Source organism: Streptomyces kanamyceticus, from assembly GCF_008704495.1.
Lineage (GTDB): Bacteria > Actinomycetota > Actinomycetes > Streptomycetales > Streptomycetaceae > Streptomyces > Streptomyces kanamyceticus.
Map to the genome: position 1 here is coordinate 926,136 of NZ_CP023699.1, position 19,265 is coordinate 945,400.

Below are 19,265 nucleotides of genomic sequence, written 5' to 3' on the forward strand. Positions count from 1 at the left end.
TGAGTCCGTGCTCAGGGTGGTGAGAGTGTGTGCGGGTACCAGTGCGTACTGGCTGGTCAGGACTTGCCGAGCTCCTCGTCGATGATGTCGAAGACGTCATCGAGGGTTGCCGAGCTCAGGTCGTCCACCGCGGCTTCCTGCTCCTGCTCCTCCCACGTGGAAAGGAGCGAGCGGAGCCGGAGCCGGATGTCTCCGGCCAGTGCGTCGTCCGGGTCGAGCTTGGACATCGTGATCGTGAGCTTGTTGAGTTCGCTGAGTACGGCCGCCGCGGGCGACGCCTGGTCGGTGACGACCGTCGTCCGCAGATGGGCCGCGAGCGCCCCGGGGGTCGGGTGGTCGAACACCAGGGTGGCGGGCAGCCGCGTGTCGACTTCGGCGTCCAGCCTGTTGCGCAGTTCCACGGCGGTCAGCGAGTCGAATCCGAGCTCCTTGAACGCCCGGTCCGCCTCGACTGCGTCGGGTCCCGCGAAGCCGAGTACGGCGGCGGTGTGCGTGCGCACGAGGTGTACGAGGGCCCGGTCCTGCTCCGCCTCGGTGAGGCCCGCGAGGCGCTGGGCGAGCGGGACCGTTCCCGCGCCGTCGCCGGACCGCGCGGACCGGCGGGCCGGGGTGGGCACCAGGCCGCGCAGCAGCGGCCGCACCCGCTCCGGGTGGGCCCGGAGCGCGGCCAGGTCGAGCGCGGCGGGCACCGCGCTCGCGGCGCCGGTCGCGCGTGCCTCGTCGAACAGGGCCATGCCGTCCGCGGTGGACAGCGGGACCATGCCGCCCCGCGCCATCCGCTGGACGTCGGCGTCGTCGAGGTGCCCGGTGATGCCGGTGGCCTCGGCCCACAGGCCCCAGGCCAGCGACGTCGCGGGCAGTCCCACGGCGCGGCGGTGCTGGGCGAGCGCGTCGAGGTAGGCGTTGGCCGCCGCGTAGTTGCCCTGCCCCGGGCCGCCGAACACACCGGCCGCCGCGGAGAACAGCACGAACGCGGTGAAGCCGGAGTCCCTGGTCAGCTCGTGCAGGTGTCGTGCGGCGTCGGCCTTGGGGCGGAGCACCGCGTCGACCTGTTCGGGTGTGAGGGATCCGATCACGCCGTCGTCCAGGACGCCCGCCGTGTGCACGAGGGCGGTCACGGGGTGCTCCGCGAGGAGCGCGGCGACCGCGTCGCGGTCGCTCACGTCGCAGGCGGCGACCGTGACCCGCGCGCCGAGTGCCTCGAGTTCCGCGCGCAGTTCGTCCGCGCCGGGGGTGGCCGTGCCGCGCCTGCCGGTCAGGACGAGGTCGCGGACGCCGTGGCGGGTGACGAGGTGCCGTGCGGTCACGCCGCCGAGCACGCCGAGTCCACCGGTGATCAGGACCACGCTGTCGGGGGTGAAGGCCACCGTGTCGGGCGCGTCGGCGTGCGCGGCGAGCCGGGCGAGGCGGGGCACCGAGGCGACGCCGTCCCTGATCGCGAGCTGCGGCTCCCCGGTCGCCACGGCGGCGGGCAGCTTGCGGGCCGACCGTGCGTCGTCGTCCGTGTCGACGAGGTCCACGAGCGCGAACCGCGTCGGGTGTTCCGACTGCGCCGAGCGGACCAGGCCCCACACGGGGGCGCGTACCAGGTCGGGTACGTCCTCGTCCGGTCCCGCGGCGACGGCGCCGCTGGTGAGGACCACGAGCCTGGAGTCGGCGAACCGGTCGTCGGCGAGCCAGTCCTGCAGCAGGCCGAGGGCGTGGTGCGTGGCCTCGCGGGGTGTCGCCGCGTCCCCGCCGGGGGTCACGGTGACGTAGCGGGGCGCGGGCGCGCCGCTGTCGACGGCGGCCGAAAGGGCGGCCAGGTCGGCGTGTTCGTCGACCTGCTCACCGGCGGCGGTGAGCGCCTGGACCAGGCGGTCGGTGCCGGTTCCCGCGCCGAGCACCGCCCAGGTGCCGGTGTCGGGGGCGGCGTCCTGCGTCGGGACCCACTTCACCTCGAACAGGGAGTCGCGGTGCGCGGACCGGGCCAGGTTGAGCTGGTCGGCCGACAGGGGCCGCAGGTTCAGCTCGTCGACGGCGGCGACGGGCTCGCCGGTGCCGTCGGCGACGAGTACGGCCACGGCGTCCACGCCGACGGGCGTGAGACGGACCCGCAGCACGGTCGCGCCGGTCGCCAGGAGCCGTACCCCGGCCCACGAGAACGGCAGCCCGTCCGAGCTGACGCCGAGCGAGACGGCGTGCAGCGCGGTGTCGAGGAGTGCGGGGTGCAGGCCGAAGCCGTCGTCCGCGAGTCCTTCGGGCAGCGCCACTTCGGCGAACACCTCGTCGCCCTTGCGCCAGGCCGCGTTGAGGCCCTGGAAGGCGGGGCCGTGGTCGAGCCCGGAGGCGGCGACCGCGGAGTAGTGCGTGTCCAGGTCGACCGGTTCGGCCTCGCTGGGCGGCCAGGCGACGAGGGTGTCGGTGACGGGCTCCGCCCGGTCGGTCAGGGCGCCCGTGGCGTGCCGGGTCCAGTCGCCGCCCTCGTCGCCGCGGGAGTCCACGGTGAACGCCCGTCGCCCGGAGTCGTCGGGTCCGTGCAGGCTGAGCCGTACCTGGACGCCGTCGCGTTCGGGCAGTACGAGGGGTGCTTCGAGGACCAGGTCGTCCAGGGAGGCGCAGCCGACGTGGTCACCGGCGCACAGCGCGAGCTCGACGTAGGCGGCGCCGGGGAGCACCGCGGAGCCGAGGACGCGGTAGTCGGTGAGCCAGGGGTGGGTGCGCAGGGAGAGCCTGCCGCTGAACACGAGGCTCTCGGAGTCCGGGAGTTCGGTGACGGCGGCGAGCACGGGGTGGTCGACGCGGCCGAGTCCCGCCGATGTGACGTCGCCGGTCGCGGTGTGCGTCGTGGTGGGCCAGAAGCGCTTGCGCTGGAAGGGGTAGGTCGGCAGGTCGACGCGGCGTCCGCCGGGTGTCGGCCAGGCCACCTGTCCGCCGCGGACGAACAGGCCGCTCGCCGAGGTCGTCAGGCGGGTCAGGCCGCCGTCGCCGCGGCGCAGCGAGCCGACGACGACGCCGTCGGCGCCGACCAGTTCACCGAGCCCCGCCACCAGGACCGGGTGGGGGCTGACTTCGACGAAGGCCGTGTGGCCCGCCGCCACGAGGTCGGTGACGGAGTCGGCGAACTCGACGGTCTGCCGCAGGCTGCGGTACCAGTACGCGGCGTCGAGCTCGCGGGTGTCGAGCCAGCCGCCGGTCAGCGGCGAGTAGTAGGGCACGTCGCCGGAGCGCGGCGTGACGTCCGCGAGGCCCGCCAGGATGTCGGCTTCGATGCGCTCGACGTGGTGGGAGTGCGGGGCGTAGTCGGCGAGCACGCGGCGCGCCCAGATGCCCTGCTCGGCGCAGGTCTCGACGAGTTCGTCGAGCGCGCCGACGTCACCGGAGACGACGACGGAGGCGGGTCCGTTGACCACGCCGATCGCGAGCTGTCCTGCCCAGATCGCGATCAGTTCCCGTACGCCGTCCACGTCGAGCGCGACCGACACCATGCCGCCGCGTCCCGAAAGGGCGCTCAGCGCCTTGCTCCGGACGACGACCAGGCGTGCCGCGTCCTGGAGGGTCAGGGCGCCCGCGACGCAGGCCGCGGCGATCTCGCCCTGGGAGTGGCCGAGTACGGCGCTGGGCTCGACGCCCCACGACCGCCAGGTGGCGGCCAGCGACACCATGACCGCGAACAGGGCGGGCTGGACGACGTCGAGGCGTTCCATCAGGGCGTCGTCGTGGATCGCGTCGAGCAGCGACCAGTCGACGTGCTCCGCCAGTGCCGCCGCGCACTCCTGCATACGTGTGCGGAACACCGGCGACGACTCCAGGAGGTCGCCCGCCATGCCGAGCCACTGCGTGCCGTGGCCGGGGAACACGAACACCGGTCCGGTGCCGTGGTGTTCCGCGACGCCGGTCACGACGTTGGGTGCCTCGCGGCCCTCGGCGAGGGCGGTGAGCCCGGAGAGGAAGTCCTCCCGGTCGCGGCCCACCACGACGGCCCGACGGTCGAACGTGGAGCGGGTCCGCAGGGAGTGGGCGATGTCGGCGACCGGAGCGGCCGTCTCGTGCGCGCACTCGTCGCGGAGGCGGGCCGCCTGTTCCCGCAGCGCTTCCACGGACCGCGCCGAGAGGACCCACGGCACGACGCCCGTCTCCGCCGGTCCGGCGTCGGCGTCGGCCTCCGCCTCGGCCGATGCCGTCTGGGGGGCCTGCTCGATGACGGTGTGCGCGTTGGTGCCGCTGAAGCCGAACGAGGACACACCCGCCCGCCACGGCCGGTCCACGGCGGGCCAGTCACGCTCGTCGGTGAGCAGCCGCACCGCGCCCGCGGACCAGTCCACGTGTGTCGACGGCTCGTCGACGTGGAGGGTGCGGGGCAGGACGCCGTGGCGCATCGCCATGACCATCTTGATGATGCCCGCCACACCGGCCGCCGCCTGGGTGTGACCGAGGTTCGACTTGATCGAGCCGAGCCACAGCGGCCGGTCGGCGTCGCGCCCCTGGCCGTACGTCGCGAGCAGCGCCTGCGCCTCGATCGGGTCGCCGAGCTTCGTGCCGGTGCCGTGCGCCTCGACCGCGTCCACGTCGGACGCGGCGAGACCCGCGCTGGCGAGCGCCTGGCGGATCACGCGCTGCTGCGAGGGGCCGTTCGGCGCGGTCAGGCCGTTGGAGGCGCCGTCCTGGTTCACCGCGGAACCCCGTACGACGGCGAGCACTTGGTGGCCGTTGCGCTCGGCGTCGGAGAGCCGCTCGACGAGCAGCATGCCGATGCCCTCGCCCCAGCCCGTGCCGTCGGCGGCGTCGGCGAACGCCTTGCAGCGGCCGTCGACCGACAAGCCGCGCTGGCGGCTGAACTCGATGAACGCACCCGGCGTCGACATCACCGTCACACCGCCCGCGAGCGCCATCTCGCACTCGCCCTGGTGGAGGGCCTGCACCGCGAGGTGCAGCGCGACGAGCGACGACGAGCAGGCCGTGTCGACCGTGACGGCGGGGCCTTCGAGGCCGAACGTGTACGAGAGGCGGCCGGACATGACGCTGGCCGCGCTGCCCGTCGCCACGTGCCCGCCCACGTCCTCGGCGGCTCCGTCCAGGACCATGCCGTAGTCCTGCACGTTCGAGCCGACGAACACGCCGACCCGCTCGCCGCGGATCGCGTTCGGGTCCATACCGGCGCGCTCGAAGGTCTCCCAGGAGGTTTCGAGGAGCAGGCGCTGCTGCGGGTCCATGGCGAGCGCCTCGCGCGGCGAGATGCCGAAGAAGCTCGCGTCGAAGTCCGCGACGCGGTCGAGGAAGGCGCCCCTGCGGCTGTAGGTGGTGCCCACCCCTTCGGGGTCGGGGTCGTACAGCGTCTCCATGTCCCAGCCGCGGTCGGCGGGGAACTCCGCCACCGCGTCGCCGCCCTCCCGCAGCACCCGCCACAGGTCCTCCGGGTTGGCGACGCCGCCGGGGTAGCGGCAGGCCATCGCGACGATCGCGATCGGCTCGTCGGTCACACCCGGCGCCGCGGCTGCCGGTGCCACGAGCGACTCGCCGTGCGGTGCGACGACCTCCGTCAGGAGGTGTTCGGCGAGCACCGCGGGGCTCGGGTAGTCGAAGACCACGGTGGCGGGCAGCGTCAGGCCGGAGGCGGCCGTCAGCCGGTTGCGGAGTTCGACGGCGGTCAGCGAGTCGAAGCCCAGTTCGCGGAAGGCCCGGTCGGGGTCGACCGCGGCGGCCGAGGCATGCCCGAGGACGGCGGCGGCCTCGGCGGCCACGAGGCCGCGCACCAGTTCCTTCTGCTTGGCCGCGTCCAGACCGGTGAGGCGGCTGCGCAGCGCGGCGCCCTTCTCGTCCCCGGTGTCGGAGGCGTCGGCCCTGCCTGCTCCGTCGGCCCGGTCCGCGATCGCGTCGCGCGCCTCGGCGAGGTCGGCGAGCAGCGGGCTCGGCCTGCCGATGGTGAACGCGGGCGCGAACCGCGCCCAGTCGACGTTCACGACGACCGTGCTCGGTGTGCCGCCGCCGACCGCGTCGGCGAGGGCGCCCACCGCGAGCTCAGGCGCCAGGGCGAGGAGACCGCGCCGGGACAGCTGCCGCTGCGCCTCGTCGTCGGCCATGCCGCCGCCCGCCCAGGGGCCCCAGGCCACCGTGGTGGCGGGCAGGCCGCGGGCGGCACGGTGTTCGGTGAGCGCGTCGAGGTAGGCGTTCGCGGCGCTGTAGGCGAGCTGGCCGCCACTGCCCCAGATGCCCGCGATCGAGGAGTACGACAGGAACGCGTCGAGCGGCGCGTCGGCCAGGAGTTCGTGCAGGTGCGCGGCGCCCGCCACCTTGGCGGTGACGACGTCGGCGAAGCGCGCGAGGTCCGTGGTGTCGGCGGGGACGCTGTCGTTGAGCCCGGCGGTGTGCACGACGGCACGGACCGGGTCACCGGCCGCGGCCAGGTCGTCGAGCAGGGCGGCGAGCCGTTCCCTGTCGGCGATGTCGACGGCGGCGACCGTGACGCGTGCGCCCAACTCGGCGAGTTCGGCGTCCAGTTCGGCGGCGCCCGCGGCCTCGGGGCCGCGCCTGCTCACCAGGACGACGTGTTCGGCGCCGTGCTCGGCGAGCCACCGTGCGGCCCTGGCACCCAGGGCGCCGAGACCGCCGGTCACGAGGACCGTGCCGCGCGGCGTCCACCCTGAGCTTGCGGTGGCCCTTCCGGCACGCCGCAGGCAGCGCGTGAACACGCCGGTCCCGCGGACGGCGACCTGGTCCTCCGCTCCGCCGATGAGGCCGCACAGCCGTGCGGCCGCGGCCTCGTCCACCGTTTCCGGCAGGTCGACGAGGCCGCCCCAGCGGTCGGGGTGTTCGAGCGCCGCTGCGCGGCCGAGGCCCCACACCATGGACTGCGCGAACCCGCCGACCGCGTCCTCCGCGGTCGCCGACACCGCACCCGACGTCAGGCACCACAGCGGCGCCCGTACGTCGGTGTCGCCCAGCGCCTGGAACAGCGCGATGGTGGCCGCGACGCCATTCGGCACAGCGGGGTGCTCGGGGTGCGGCGACTCGTCGAACGCCAGCAGCGACAGGACGCCGCTGATCTCCGCACCGGGGGCAGCCGCGCGCAACGCATCGGTGGCAGCCGCGCGCAGCGCGTCGGCGAGAGCCTCGCGGTCCGCTCCTTCGGCCTCCACCGCGACGACTGACAGGCCTCGCTCCTTCAGCAACTCGCCCAGCGCGGCCGCACGTTCGTCACCCGCGGGCGCCACGGCCAGCCAGGTGCCCGAGGGAGGCGTGGTCGCCGGGTCGGCCACGGCCGTCCACTCGACGGTGTAACGCCACTTGTCCATGGCGGACTTCTCACGGCTCTGGCGCCGCCACGACGACAGCAGGGGCAGCACCGCGCGGAGGGAGTCGGTCTCCCCGTCGTCGGTGATCCCCAGGGACGACGCGAGCGCGCCCGCCTCCTCGCTGTCCACCGCGGCCCAGAACTCCGCCTCGTCCGCGTCCGCGAGGGCATCGCTCTTGCCCGGTCGCGCGTCGGACCAGTAGCGCTGGTGCTGGAACGCGTACGTCGGCAGGTCGACGCGTCGCGCCCCGCTCCCGGCGAAGTAGGCGCTCCAGTCGACGGCCACGCCCCGCGCGTGGAGCGCGGCGACCGTGGTGACGAGGGCGACGTCCTCGGCCCTGTCCGCGCGCAGCGCGGGCAGGAACACCGCGTCCGGCGCACTGGCGAGCCCGAGGGCGGCCAGCGTGCCGCCGGGGCCGACCTCGACGAACGCGGTCACGCCCTCTGCGACCAGGGCGCTCACGGCGTCGGCGAAACGCACCGATTCGCGGACGTGACGCACCCAGTACTCGGGCGAGGACAGTTCCTCGGAGGTGGCGCGTGCGCCGGTCAGGGTGGACACGATCGGGATCGAGGGAGCCTCGTACGAGACGCTCGCCAGGACCGTACGGAAGTCATCGAGCATCGGGTCCATCAGCGGCGAGTGGAACGCGTGACTGACACGCAGCTTGCTGACCTTGCGGCCCGCCTCACGCCAGCGCTCGGCGACGGCCTCCACGTCGGCCGCGACACCCGAAATGACCACCGATGAGGGCCCGTTGACCGCCGCGATACCGACGGTCTCCGAAAGATATCCGGCGAGTTCCTCTTCGGTCGCCTGGATCGCGACCATCGCGCCACCCTCGGGCAACGCCTGCATCAGACCCGCACGAGCCGACACCACCTTGGCGGCGTCCGCAAGCGACCACACACCCGCGACATGGGCCGCCGCGAGCTCACCGATCGAGTGACCAGCAAGCACGTCAGGACGTACACCCCACGACTCAAGAAGCCGGAAGAGAGCCACCTCAATCGCGAACAGGGCGGGCTGTGTCACACCCGTCTGGTTCAGCGCGTCGACGTCCTCACCGAAGAGGACCCCACGCACCTCAGGAGCCAGAACATCAAGGACCTCGTCCAGAGCGGTGGCGAACACCGGGAAACGGTCCGCCAGTTCACGGCCCATGCCGAGCCGCTGCGAACCCTGACCCGAGAACAGGAAACCCACCCGCTGCGAACCGGATGCCTCGCCCAGCACGACGCCCGGCGCTTCCCGGCCCTCGGCGAGAGCGGAGAGGGCCGACAGGAACTCGGCGGGCTCGGCGGCGACGACCACCGCTCGGCGGTCCAGCGCCGCGCGTGACGTGGCGAGCGAGTAGCCGACCTCAACGGGCGCGTGCTCGTCGACGACGGACAGCAGACGCTCCGCCTGCCCGCGCAGCGCACCCTCGTCACCCGCGGACAGCACCCACGGCAGCACACCACCGTCGTACGTCGTCGGCTCCGAGACCTCGACCGGCTCGACGACAGGGGCCTGCTCGATGATGGCGTGTGCGTTCGTGCCGCTGAAGCCGAACGACGACACACCCGCACGCCACGGCTGGCCGGTCTCCGGCCACGGGCGGTCCTGCGTCAGGAGCTCCACCGCGCCTGCCGACCAATCGACGTGCGGCGACGGCGCGTCGACGTGCAGGGTGCGGGGCAGTACGCCGTGGCGCATCGCCATGACCATCTTGATCACACCTGCCACACCCGCGGCGGCCTGAGTGTGACCGATGTTCGACTTCACCGAACCCAGCCACAGCGGCCGGTCCTCGGGTCGGTCCTGGCCATACGTCGCGAGGAGCGCCTGCGCCTCGATCGGGTCACCCAGCTTGGTACCCGTGCCGTGCGCCTCGACGGCGTCCACGTCGGACGGAGAGAGACCCGCCGTCGCGAGCGCCTGGCGGATCACGCGCTGCTGCGAGGGACCGTTCGGAGCAGTCAGGCCGTTGGAAGCGCCGTCCTGGTTCACCGCCGAACCCCGTACGACAGCCAGCACTTGATGCCCGTTGCGCTCGGCGTCCGACAGGCGCTCCACGAACAGCATGCCGACGCCCTCGCCCCAGCTGGTGCCGTCGGCCGCGGCCGCGAACGCCTTGCAGCGACCGTCCAGCGACAGACCGCGCTGGCGGCTGAACTCGATGAACGCACCCGGCGTCGACATCACGGTCACACCGCCCGCGAGCGCCATCTCGCACTCGCCCGAGCGCAGGGCCTGCACCGCGAGGTGCAGGGCGACCAGGGACGAGGAGCACGCCGTGTCGACCGTGACCGCCGGGCCTTCGAAGCCGAAGGTGTACGAGAGGCGGCCCGAGGCCACACTCGCCGCGTTGCCGGTCGCCATGTAGCCGCCGACGTCCTCGCCGGACTCGCCGAGGACGAGGCCGTAGTCCTGGGCGTTCGAGCCGACGAACACGCCGACGCGCTCACCGCGCAGCGAGGCGGGGTCGATGCCCGCGCGCTCGAGCAGTTCCCAGGAGGTTTCGAGGAGCAGCCGCTGCTGCGGGTCCATGGCGAGCGCCTCGCGCGGCGAGATGCCGAAGAAGCCCGCGTCGAAGCCGCTCACGTCCGACAGGAAGGCGCCCGAGCGCAGGTACGTGGTGCCCACGGAGTCCGGGTCGGGGTCGTACAGCGCCTCGACGTCCCAGCCACGGTCGGCCGGGAAGTCGGTCACGCCGTCGCCGCCGGAGAGCAGCACCTGCCAGAGGTCGTCGGGGCTCGACACGCCACCGGGGAACCGGCAGGACATGGCCACGATCGCGATCGGCTCGTCCGCCGCCGCACCCGAAGCTGCCACGGGAGCGGTGGTCGTGGAGTCCGCGCTCACACCCGACAGTTGGGTGCGCAGATACGCGGCCAGTTCGGCGGCGGTCGGGTAGTCGAAGACCAGGGTCGCGGGCAGGGCGACGCCCGTGGCGTCGCTCAGTCGGGTCCGCAGTTCCACCGCCGTCAGCGAGTCGAAGCCCAGGTCCTTGAAGGCACGCGTGGCGGAGAAGGCGTCGGCCGAGACGTGGCCGAGTACCGTGGCCGCCTCGTACCGGACGAGGTCGGTGAGCTGCCGCTCCTGCTCGGCCTGGTCAAGCCCTGCGAGCCGCTGCGCAAGGGCCGACGAGCCCTGCTCGGGCGCCGATGCCTCGAACGCGGCCTGGACCTGCGGGAGTTCGCTCAGGAGCGGACTGGTCCGCTGCGCCATGAACGTACCCGCGAAGCGCTCCCAGTCGACATCGGCGACGACGACGTTGCCCTCGCCACGCTCAAGAGCCGTCGCCAGGCCCACGATCGCGACGGCCGGAGCCATCGTCGACAGGCCCCAGCGGTGCAGCAGCGCGGCCTGCTCGGTGGTGGCGACCATGCCGCCACCGCCCCACGGGCCCCACGCCACGGCCGTGGCGGGCAGGCCCCGGGCACGGCGGTGCTGGGCGAGCGCGTCGAGGTAGGCGTTGGCGGCCGCGTACGCGCCTTGGCCGCTGCTCCCCCACACGCCTGCGATCGACGAGAAGACGACGAACGCGTCCAACGGCACGTCGGCGAGCAGCTCGTGCAGGTTGCGCGCGCCGTCGACCTTGGCGGCCAGCACGTCCGCGAGCTCGTCCGCGCCGAGGTCGGCGAGAACAGCGGAGCGCTCGATGCCCGCCGTGTGCACGACCGCGGTCAGCTCAGGGACGCTTTCGAGGAGCGCCGCGACGGACTCCCGGTCAGCCACGTCGCAGGCCGCGAACGTCACCCGCGCGCCCAACTCCGCCAGCTCGGCTGCCAGTTCATCGGAGCCGTCGGCATCGGCGCCGCGACGGCTTGCCAGCACCACGTGTTCGGCGCCGTGTGTCGCCAGCCAGCGCGCCACATGCCCGCCAAGGGCGCCGAGGCCACCGGTGACGAGCACCGTGCCGCGCGGCGTCCAGCCGGAACCAGGGGCCTCCGCGCTCAGCGGCGCGGGGACCAGACGTCGGCCGAGGAGTTCACCACCGCGTACGGCGACCTGGTCCTCACCACTCGTCCCGGCGAGGACCGAGGCCAGCAGGTCACCCGTCGCATCGTCGTCGCCGAAGTTCGGGACGTCGACCAGACCACCCCAGCCACCCGGCTGCTCCAACGCGGCCACCCGGCCAAGGCCCCACACCATCGACTGCTCGAACCCGGACACGGCATCATCCGCACCCGCCGCCACCGCACCCGACGTCAGGCACCACAGCGGAGCCGACACACCCGCGTCACCGAGGGAGCGCAGGAGGGCGACCGTGTGCGCGACACCCGCGTCCGCGAGCGCCAGCAGTGACACCACACCGCTCAGTGCGGGCAGTTCGCTCAGCTGCCGCGACCAGTCGGCCGACTCCGGGTCCACCTCCACGACCTGCGCCTCGGCGCCGTTGCGCGTCAGCGCGTCCCGCACCCACGCGGCCCGGTCCTCACCGGCCGGCGCCACGACCAGCCACGTACCGTCCAGCTGCCGGGACCCGGCGGCCACCGGCCGCCACATGACCCCGTACCGCCAGCCATCCGCGACAGAGCGGTCCTGCTGCTCCTTGCGCCACGCGGACAGGCGGGGCAGCACCGCACTCAGCGGGTCGTCCGACGACACGTCCAACGTCCGGGCGAAGTCCGCGACATCACCCTCCTCGACGGCCTCCCAGAACCGCGCCTCCACCGGGGACATCCGGCCGACGCCCTCACCCACCGGCGAGACGTCCAGCCAGAAACGCTCACGCTGGAACGCGTACGTCGGCAGATCCACCCACTGTGAGCCGCGTCCGGCGAGGAACTCCTCCCAGTCCACCGCCACACCGCGTACGTGCAGCTGACCCGCGGCCGTCGTGGCGGCCACCGGCTCGGGGCGATCACCGCGCAGCACGGGCACGAAGGCGGCGTCCGGCGCGGACTCCTGGCCGAGGGCCGACAGCGCGCCGCCCGGGCCGACCTCGACGAACGTGTCGATTCCGTCGGCGACGAGCGTGTTCACGGCGTCGGCGAAGCGCACCGATTCGCGCACGTGGCGCACCCAGTACTCCGGGGAGGCCAGCTCTTCTGCCGTAGCCGACCGGCCGGTCAGCGTCGATACGATCGGGATCTCGGGCTCACCGCATGCGACGCCCTCGACCACCTGGCGGAAGTCGTCCAGCATCGGGTCCATCAGCGGCGAGTGGAACGCGTGACTGACACGCAGCTTGCTGACCTTGCGGCCCGTCTCGCGCCAGCGCTCGGCGACGGCCTCCACGTCGGCGGCGACACCGGAAATGACCACCGAGGACGGGCCGTTGACCGCCGCGATGCCCACACCGTCCGGCAGGTCCGAGGCGACCTCGGCCTCCGCCGCCTGGATCGCGACCATCGCGCCGCCCTCGGGCAGCGCCTGCATCAGACTCGCACGCGCCGACACGACCTTGACGGCATCCGCCAGGGACCACACACCCGACACATGTGCCGCCGCGAGCTCACCGATCGAGTGACCGGCCAGCGCCTCAGGACGTACGCCCCACGACTCAAGAAGCCGGAACAGCGCCACCTCGACCGCGAACAGCGCGGGCTGCGTCACACCCGTCTCGTTCAGCGCGTCGACGTCCTCACCGAAGAGGACCTCGCGCACCTCAGGAGCCAGCAGCTCAAGCACCTCGTCCAGGGCATCCGCGAACACCGGGAAACGAGACGCCAGTTCACGCCCCATGCCCAGCCGCTGCGAACCCTGACCCGAGAACAGGAAACCCACCCGCCGCGCACCGGACGCCTCGCCCGTCACCACACCCGGGCCGCCGCGCCCCTCGGCGACGGCGGTCAGGGCCGACAGGAACTCGGCGGGCTCCGTGGCGACGAGCACCGCGCGGTGCTCAAGGGCCGCACGCGAGAACAGCAGCGCACGGCTCACGTCCGCCACGGACAGGTCCGACGGCGCCTCGTCCACGAAGGACTTCAGCCGTGCGGCCTGCTCGCGCAGCCCCTCGGGGGTGGTGGCCGACAGTGCCCACGGGACGACCGTGCCGACGGGCAGCGGCTCCGGGGCCTGCTCCCGCTCGACGACAGGGGCCTGCTCCACGATCACATGTGCGTTGGTGCCGCTGAAGCCGAATGAGGACACACCTGCCCGCCACGGGCGGTCCGCGGCGGGCCACTCGCGCTCGTCGGCGAGGAGTTCCAGCGCACCGGCGGACCAGTCGACGTGCGGCGAAGGCTCGTCCGCGTGGAGGGTCTTGGGCAGGACGCCGTGGCGCATCGCCATGACCATCTTGATGACACCCGCCACACCGGCCGCCGCCTGGGTGTGACCGATGTTGGACTTGATCGAGCCGAGCAGGAGCGGCTGATCGGCGGGCCGGTCCTGGCCGTACGTCGCGAGGAGCGCCTGCGCCTCGATCGGGTCGCCCAGCTTCGTGCCGGTGCCGTGCGCCTCGACCGCGTCCACCTCGGACGGAGCGAGACCGGCGGCCGCGAGCGCCTGGCGGATCACGCGCTGCTGCGAGGGGCCGTTGGGGGCCGTGAGACCGTTGGACGCGCCGTCCTGGTTCACCGCCGAACCCCGTACGACAGCGAGCACTTGGTGGCCGTTGCGCTCGGCGTCCGACAGGCGCTCGACGACGAGCATGCCGATGCCCTCGCCCCAGCCCGTGCCGTCCGCGTCCGCGCCGAACGCCTTGCAGCGGCCGTCGAAGGACAGGCCCCGCTGCTTGCTGAACTCCACGAACGCGGCGGGGGTGGACATCACCGTCACGCCGCCCGCGAGCGCCATCTCGCACTCACCGGACCGCAGCGCCTGCACCGCCAGGTGCAGGGCGACCAGGGACGACGAGCATGCCGTGTCGACCGTGACGGCCGGGCCCTCCAGGCCGAACGTGTAGGACAACCGGCCCGAGATGACGCTCGCCGCGCTGCCCGTGCCGAAGTAGCCCTCGACGGTGTCCGGAGCGGCCATCATCAGGGTCGTGTAGTCCTGGCCGTTGGTGCCGACGAACACGCCGGAACGGCTGCCTCGCAGGGCGTGCGCGTCGATGCCCGCGCGCTCGACGGCCTCCCAGGAGGTCTCCAGGAGCAGGCGCTGCTGCGGGTCCATCGCCAGGGCCTCGCGCGGCGAGATGCCGAAGAACGCCGGGTCGAACTCCGCCACTTGGTCGAGGAAGGCACCCTTGCGCGTGTACGAGGTTCCGGCGCGCGTGGCGTCCGGGTCGTACAGCGTCTCCAGGTCCCAGCCGCGGTCGGTCGGGAACTCCGACACCGCGTCGCCGCCCGACCGCAGAACCTGCCACAGGTCCTCGGGGCTTGCCACGCCACCGGGGAACCGGCATGCCATGCCCACGATCGCGATCGGTTCGTCCGTCACGCCCGAGGCGGCCACGGGGGTCGCCGAGGTGGAGTCCGCGTTCGCGCCGGACAGTTCGGTCCGCAGATGGGTGGCCAGTTCGGCGGCGGTCGGGTAGTCGAAGACCAGTGTCGAGGGCAGGGCGATGCCCGTGACCTCGCTCAGCCTGGCCCGCAGTTCCACCGCCGTCAGCGAGTCGAAGCCCAGCTCACGGAAGGCACGGGTCGCGGAGAATGCCTCGCCGGACACGTGGCCGAGGACTGCCGCCGCCTCGTACCGGACGAGGTCGGTGAGCTGCCGCTCCTGCTCGGCCTCGTCAAGACCGGCGAGCCGCTGCGCAAGGGCCGATGTGCCCTGCTCGGGCGCCGATGCCTCGAACGCGGCCTGGACCTGCGGGAGTTCGCTCAGGAGCGGGCTCGGGCGCTGCGCCATGAACGTACCGGCGAAACGGTCCCAGTCGACGTCGGCGAGGGTCACCGTCGCGTCGCCGTGGTCGACGGCCGCGCCGAGACCGGCGAGCGCCGCTTCGGGGGTCATCGTGTTCAGGCCCCTGCGCCGGAGGTGCGCGGCCTGCCCGGAGTCGGCGACCATGCCGCCGCCGCCCCACGGGCCCCACGCCACCGCGGTGGCGGGCAGACCCGCGGCCCTGCGGTGCTCGGCCAGCGCGTCCAGGTAGGCGTTCGCCGCGCCGTAGGCGGGCTGGCCGCCACTGCCCCACACACCGGCGATCGACGAGAACAGGACGAACGCGTCCAGCGTCCTGTCGGCGAGCAGCTCGTGCAGATTGCGCGCGCCGTCGGCCTTGGCCGCCAGCACGTCGGCGAATTCGCCCAGGTCGGACGGGTCGAGGTCGGCGAGGGCGACGGCGCGCTCGATGCCCGCCGTGTGCACGACCGCGGTCAGCTCGGGGAGGCTTTCGATGAGCGCCGCGACGGACTCCCGGTCCGCCACGTCACAGGCCGCGAACGTCACCCGGGCGCCCAGCCGGACGAGTTCGGCCGCCAGCTCAGCGGCGCCTTCGGCCGCCTGGCCGCGGCGGCTGGCCAGCACCACGTGCTCGGCCCCGCGCACCGCGAGCCAGCGCGCCACGTGCCCGCCGAGGGCGCCGAGGCCACCGGTGACGAGCACTGTGCCGCGCGGCGTCCAGCCCTCCACCGGGGTGTCGCCCAGGGGCGCGGGCACCAGCCTGCGGCCGAGGATCTCACCGCCGCGTACGGCGATCTGGTCCTCGTCGCGCGCACCGGAGAGGACCGACGCCAGCAGGTCACCGGCCGCCTCGTCGCGCGTCTGCGGGACGTCGACGAGACCGCCCCAGCTGCCGGGCCGCTCCAGGGCGGCCACCCGGCCGAGGCCCCACACCATCGATTGGTCGAGCGCGGTCAGGGCGTCGTCCGCGCCCACCGACACCGCACCGGATGTGAGGCACCACAGCGGAGCCTGGACTTCCGCGTCGTCGAGCGCCCGCAGGAGGCCGATCGTGGAGCTGAGGCCCGCGGGGATGCCGGGTCCTTCGGTGGCGGTGAGCCCCAGGAGCGAGACCACACCGCCCAGTGCGGGCAGCTCGTTCAACTGCTCCGGCCAGTCGGCCGACTCCGGGTCCACCTCCACGAGCCGCGTCTCGGCGCCGTTGCGTGTCAGCGCGTCCCGCACCCATGCGGCCCGCTCTTCGCCGACCGGCGCCACGACCAGCCACGTGCCGTCGAGGCGCTGGTTCCCCGCGGCCAACGGCCGCCATTCGACGGCGTACCGCCAGCCGTCCGCGGTGGAACGTTCCCGCTGCTTCCTGCGCCAGGCGGAGAGGCGGGGCAGTACGGCGCTCAGCGGGTCGTCCGACGACACGCCCAGCGTGCGGGCGAGGTCGCCGAGGTCGCCCTCTTCCACGGTCTCCCAGAACCGGGCCTCCACCGGCGACATCGGCTCGGTGGCCGCGTCGTCGGCGGGGGCGTCCAGCCAGTAGCGCTCGCGCTGGAAGGCGTACGTGGGCAGGTCCACGCGTCGGGCGTCGCCGTCGGCGAAGCAGGCGGCCAGGTTCACCGCGACGCCGCGCACGTGCAGCTGTCCGACGGCCGTGGTCAGCGCGTCGAGTTCGGTCCTGTCGCCGCGCAGGGCGGGGACGAAGGCCGCGTCGGAGGCACTGAGCTGGCCGAGGCCGGACAGGACGCCACCGGGGCCGATCTCCAGGAAGACGTCGACGCCGTGCTCGCGCAGTGCGGTGACCGCGTCGTGGAACCGCACGCCCTCGCGTACATGGCGTACCCAGTACTCGGGCGACGTCAGGTCGTCGGCGCTCGCCAGGCTGCCTATCAGCGTCGACACGATCGGTATCGCGGGAGCTTCGTAGGACACGCTCTCCAGGACCGCGCGGAAGTCGTCGAGCATCGGGTCCATCAGCGGCGAGTGGAAGGCGTGGCTCACCCGCAGTCGGCTCACCTTGCGGCCCGCGTCGCGCCACTGCTCCGCGACGGCCTCCACGTCGGCGGTGGGGCCCGAGATCACCACGGATTCGGGGCCGTTCACCGCGGCGATGCCCACGTTGTCCGGCAGGTCGGGGACGACCTCGGCCTCACTCGCCTGGAGGGCGACCATCGCGCCGCCCGCGGGCAGCGCCTGCATCAGCGCGCCACGCGCGGACACCACCTTGACCGCGTCCGCGAGGGACCACACACCCGACACATGTGCCGCAGCCAGCTCACCGATCGAGTGACCAGCAAGCACGTCAGGACGTACACCCCACGACTCAAGAAGCCGGAACAGCGCCACCTCGACCGCGAACAACGCGGGCTGCGTCACACCCGTCTCGTTCAGCGCGTCGACGTCCTCACCGAAGAGAACCTCGCGCACCTCGGGGGCCAGCAGGCTCAGGACCTCTTCCAGCGCATCCGCGAACACCGGGAAACGGGAGGCCAGTTCACGGCCCATGCCGAGCCGCTGCGAACCCTGACCGGAGAACAGGAAGCCGAGCCGGTGGGTGGCGGCCTCGCCCACGACGACGCCAGGAGCGCCGCGGCCCTCGGCGAGCGCGGCGAGCCGGTCGAGGGTGGCGGCCTTGTCGTCGTTGTCGGCGAGGAGCACGGCGCGGTGCTCGAACACGGCGCGTGTGGTGGCCAGGGAGAAGCCGACGGCGGCCGCGTCGAAGTCATGGGAGCCGTCGCGCTCGTCCGTGCCGTCGGTGTCCCGCAGGGCGGACAGGAGGCGGTCGGCCTGGGCGCGCAGCCCGGCGGGCGTCATGGCGGACAGCGCCCACGGGGTGGCTCCGGCGACGGGCTCGCCAGTGGTCTCGGCGGGTTCCTGGTCGGCGGCGGGGCCCTGTTCCAGGATGACGTGGGCGTTCGTGCCGCTGACGCCGAACGAGGAGACGCCGACGCGGCGCGGTTCACCGGTCTCGGGCCATGCCCGGCCTTCGGTCAGCAGTTCCACCGCGCCCGCCGACCAGTCGACGTGGCTGCTCGGCTCGTCGACGTGGAGGGTCTTGGGCAGCGTGCCGTGCCGCATCGCCATGACCATCTTGATGATGCCGCCGACGCCCGCCGCGGCCTGGGAGTGGCCGATGTTCGACTTCAGCGAACCCAGCCACAGGGGCCGGTCCGCGGGCCGGTCCTGGCCGTACGTGGCGATGAGGGCCTGCGCCTCGATGGGGTCGCCGAGGGTGGTGCCCGTGCCGTGTGCCTCGACGGCGTCCACGTCGGCCGCGGTGAGGCTCGCGCTCGCCAACGCCTGGGTGATCACGGCCTGTTGGGAGGGGCCGTTGGGCGCGGTCAGGCCGTGGGACGCGCCGTCCTGGTTCACGGCGGAGCCGCGCACGATCGCGAGGACCGGGTGGCCGTTGCGGCGGGCGTCGGAGAGCCGCTCCACCAGGAGCATGCCGACGCCCTCGCCCCAGCCGGTGCCGTCGGCGCCGTCGGAGAACGCCTTGCAGCGGCCGTCCACGGACAGCGCGCGCTGCCTGCTGTACTCGACGAACGTGCGGGGCGTGGACATGAACGTGGCGCCGCCCGCGAGCGCGAGGGTGCACTCGTCGCGGCGGAGCGCCACCATCGCCAGGTGCAGGGCCACCAGGGACGAGGAGCAGGCGGTGTCCACCGTCACGGCGGGTCCGACGAGGCCGAGGGTGTAGGCGATGCGGCCGGAGGCGATGCTGCCCGCGCTGCCGTTGGCGAGGTAGCCCTCGAACCCTTCGGGAGCCTGCGGCAGGCGCGTCGCGTAGTCGTTGTACATGACGCCCGCGAACACGCCGGTCCTGGACTCCCTGGCCTGGGCCGGGTCGATGCCCGCGCGTTCGAACGCCTCCCAGGAGGTCTCCAGGAGCAGGCGCTGCTGCGGGTCCATGGCCGCGGCCTCGCGCGGGTTGACGCCGAAGAACGCCGGGTCGAACTCCGTCGCGCCCTGGAGGAATCCGCCGTGCCGGGTGATGGAGGTGCCCGCGTGCTCCGGGTCGGGGTCGTGCAGGGCTTCGGTGTCCCAGCCGCGGTCGGCGGGGAACTCCACCACGGCGTCGCCGCCGTCGGCGACCAGGCGCCAGAGGTCTTCCGGCGAGGTGACGCCACCGGGGTAGCGGCAGCTCATCCCGATGATCGCGATGGGCTCGTGCTCGCGCTCCTCGACCTCGCGCAGGCGGCGGCGGGCGTTGCGCAGGTCGGTGGTCGCCCGCTTGAGGTAGTCGCGGAGCTTGTTCTCGTTCTCCATTTAGCGTGCGCT

The 19,265-nt window shown here is 73.4% G+C and carries 1 protein-coding gene; it reads right to left on the bottom strand.

Annotated elements, in window-relative coordinates:
- Positions 1-56: 56 nt before the first annotated feature.
- Positions 57-19,253 carry a type I polyketide synthase gene (locus tag CP970_RS03330; protein ID WP_055545167.1) on the bottom strand — a complete coding sequence of 6,399 codons (19,197 nt, stop codon included), beginning with the start codon at positions 19,251-19,253 and terminating at the stop codon, positions 57-59.
- Positions 19,254-19,265: the final 12 nt, after the last annotated feature.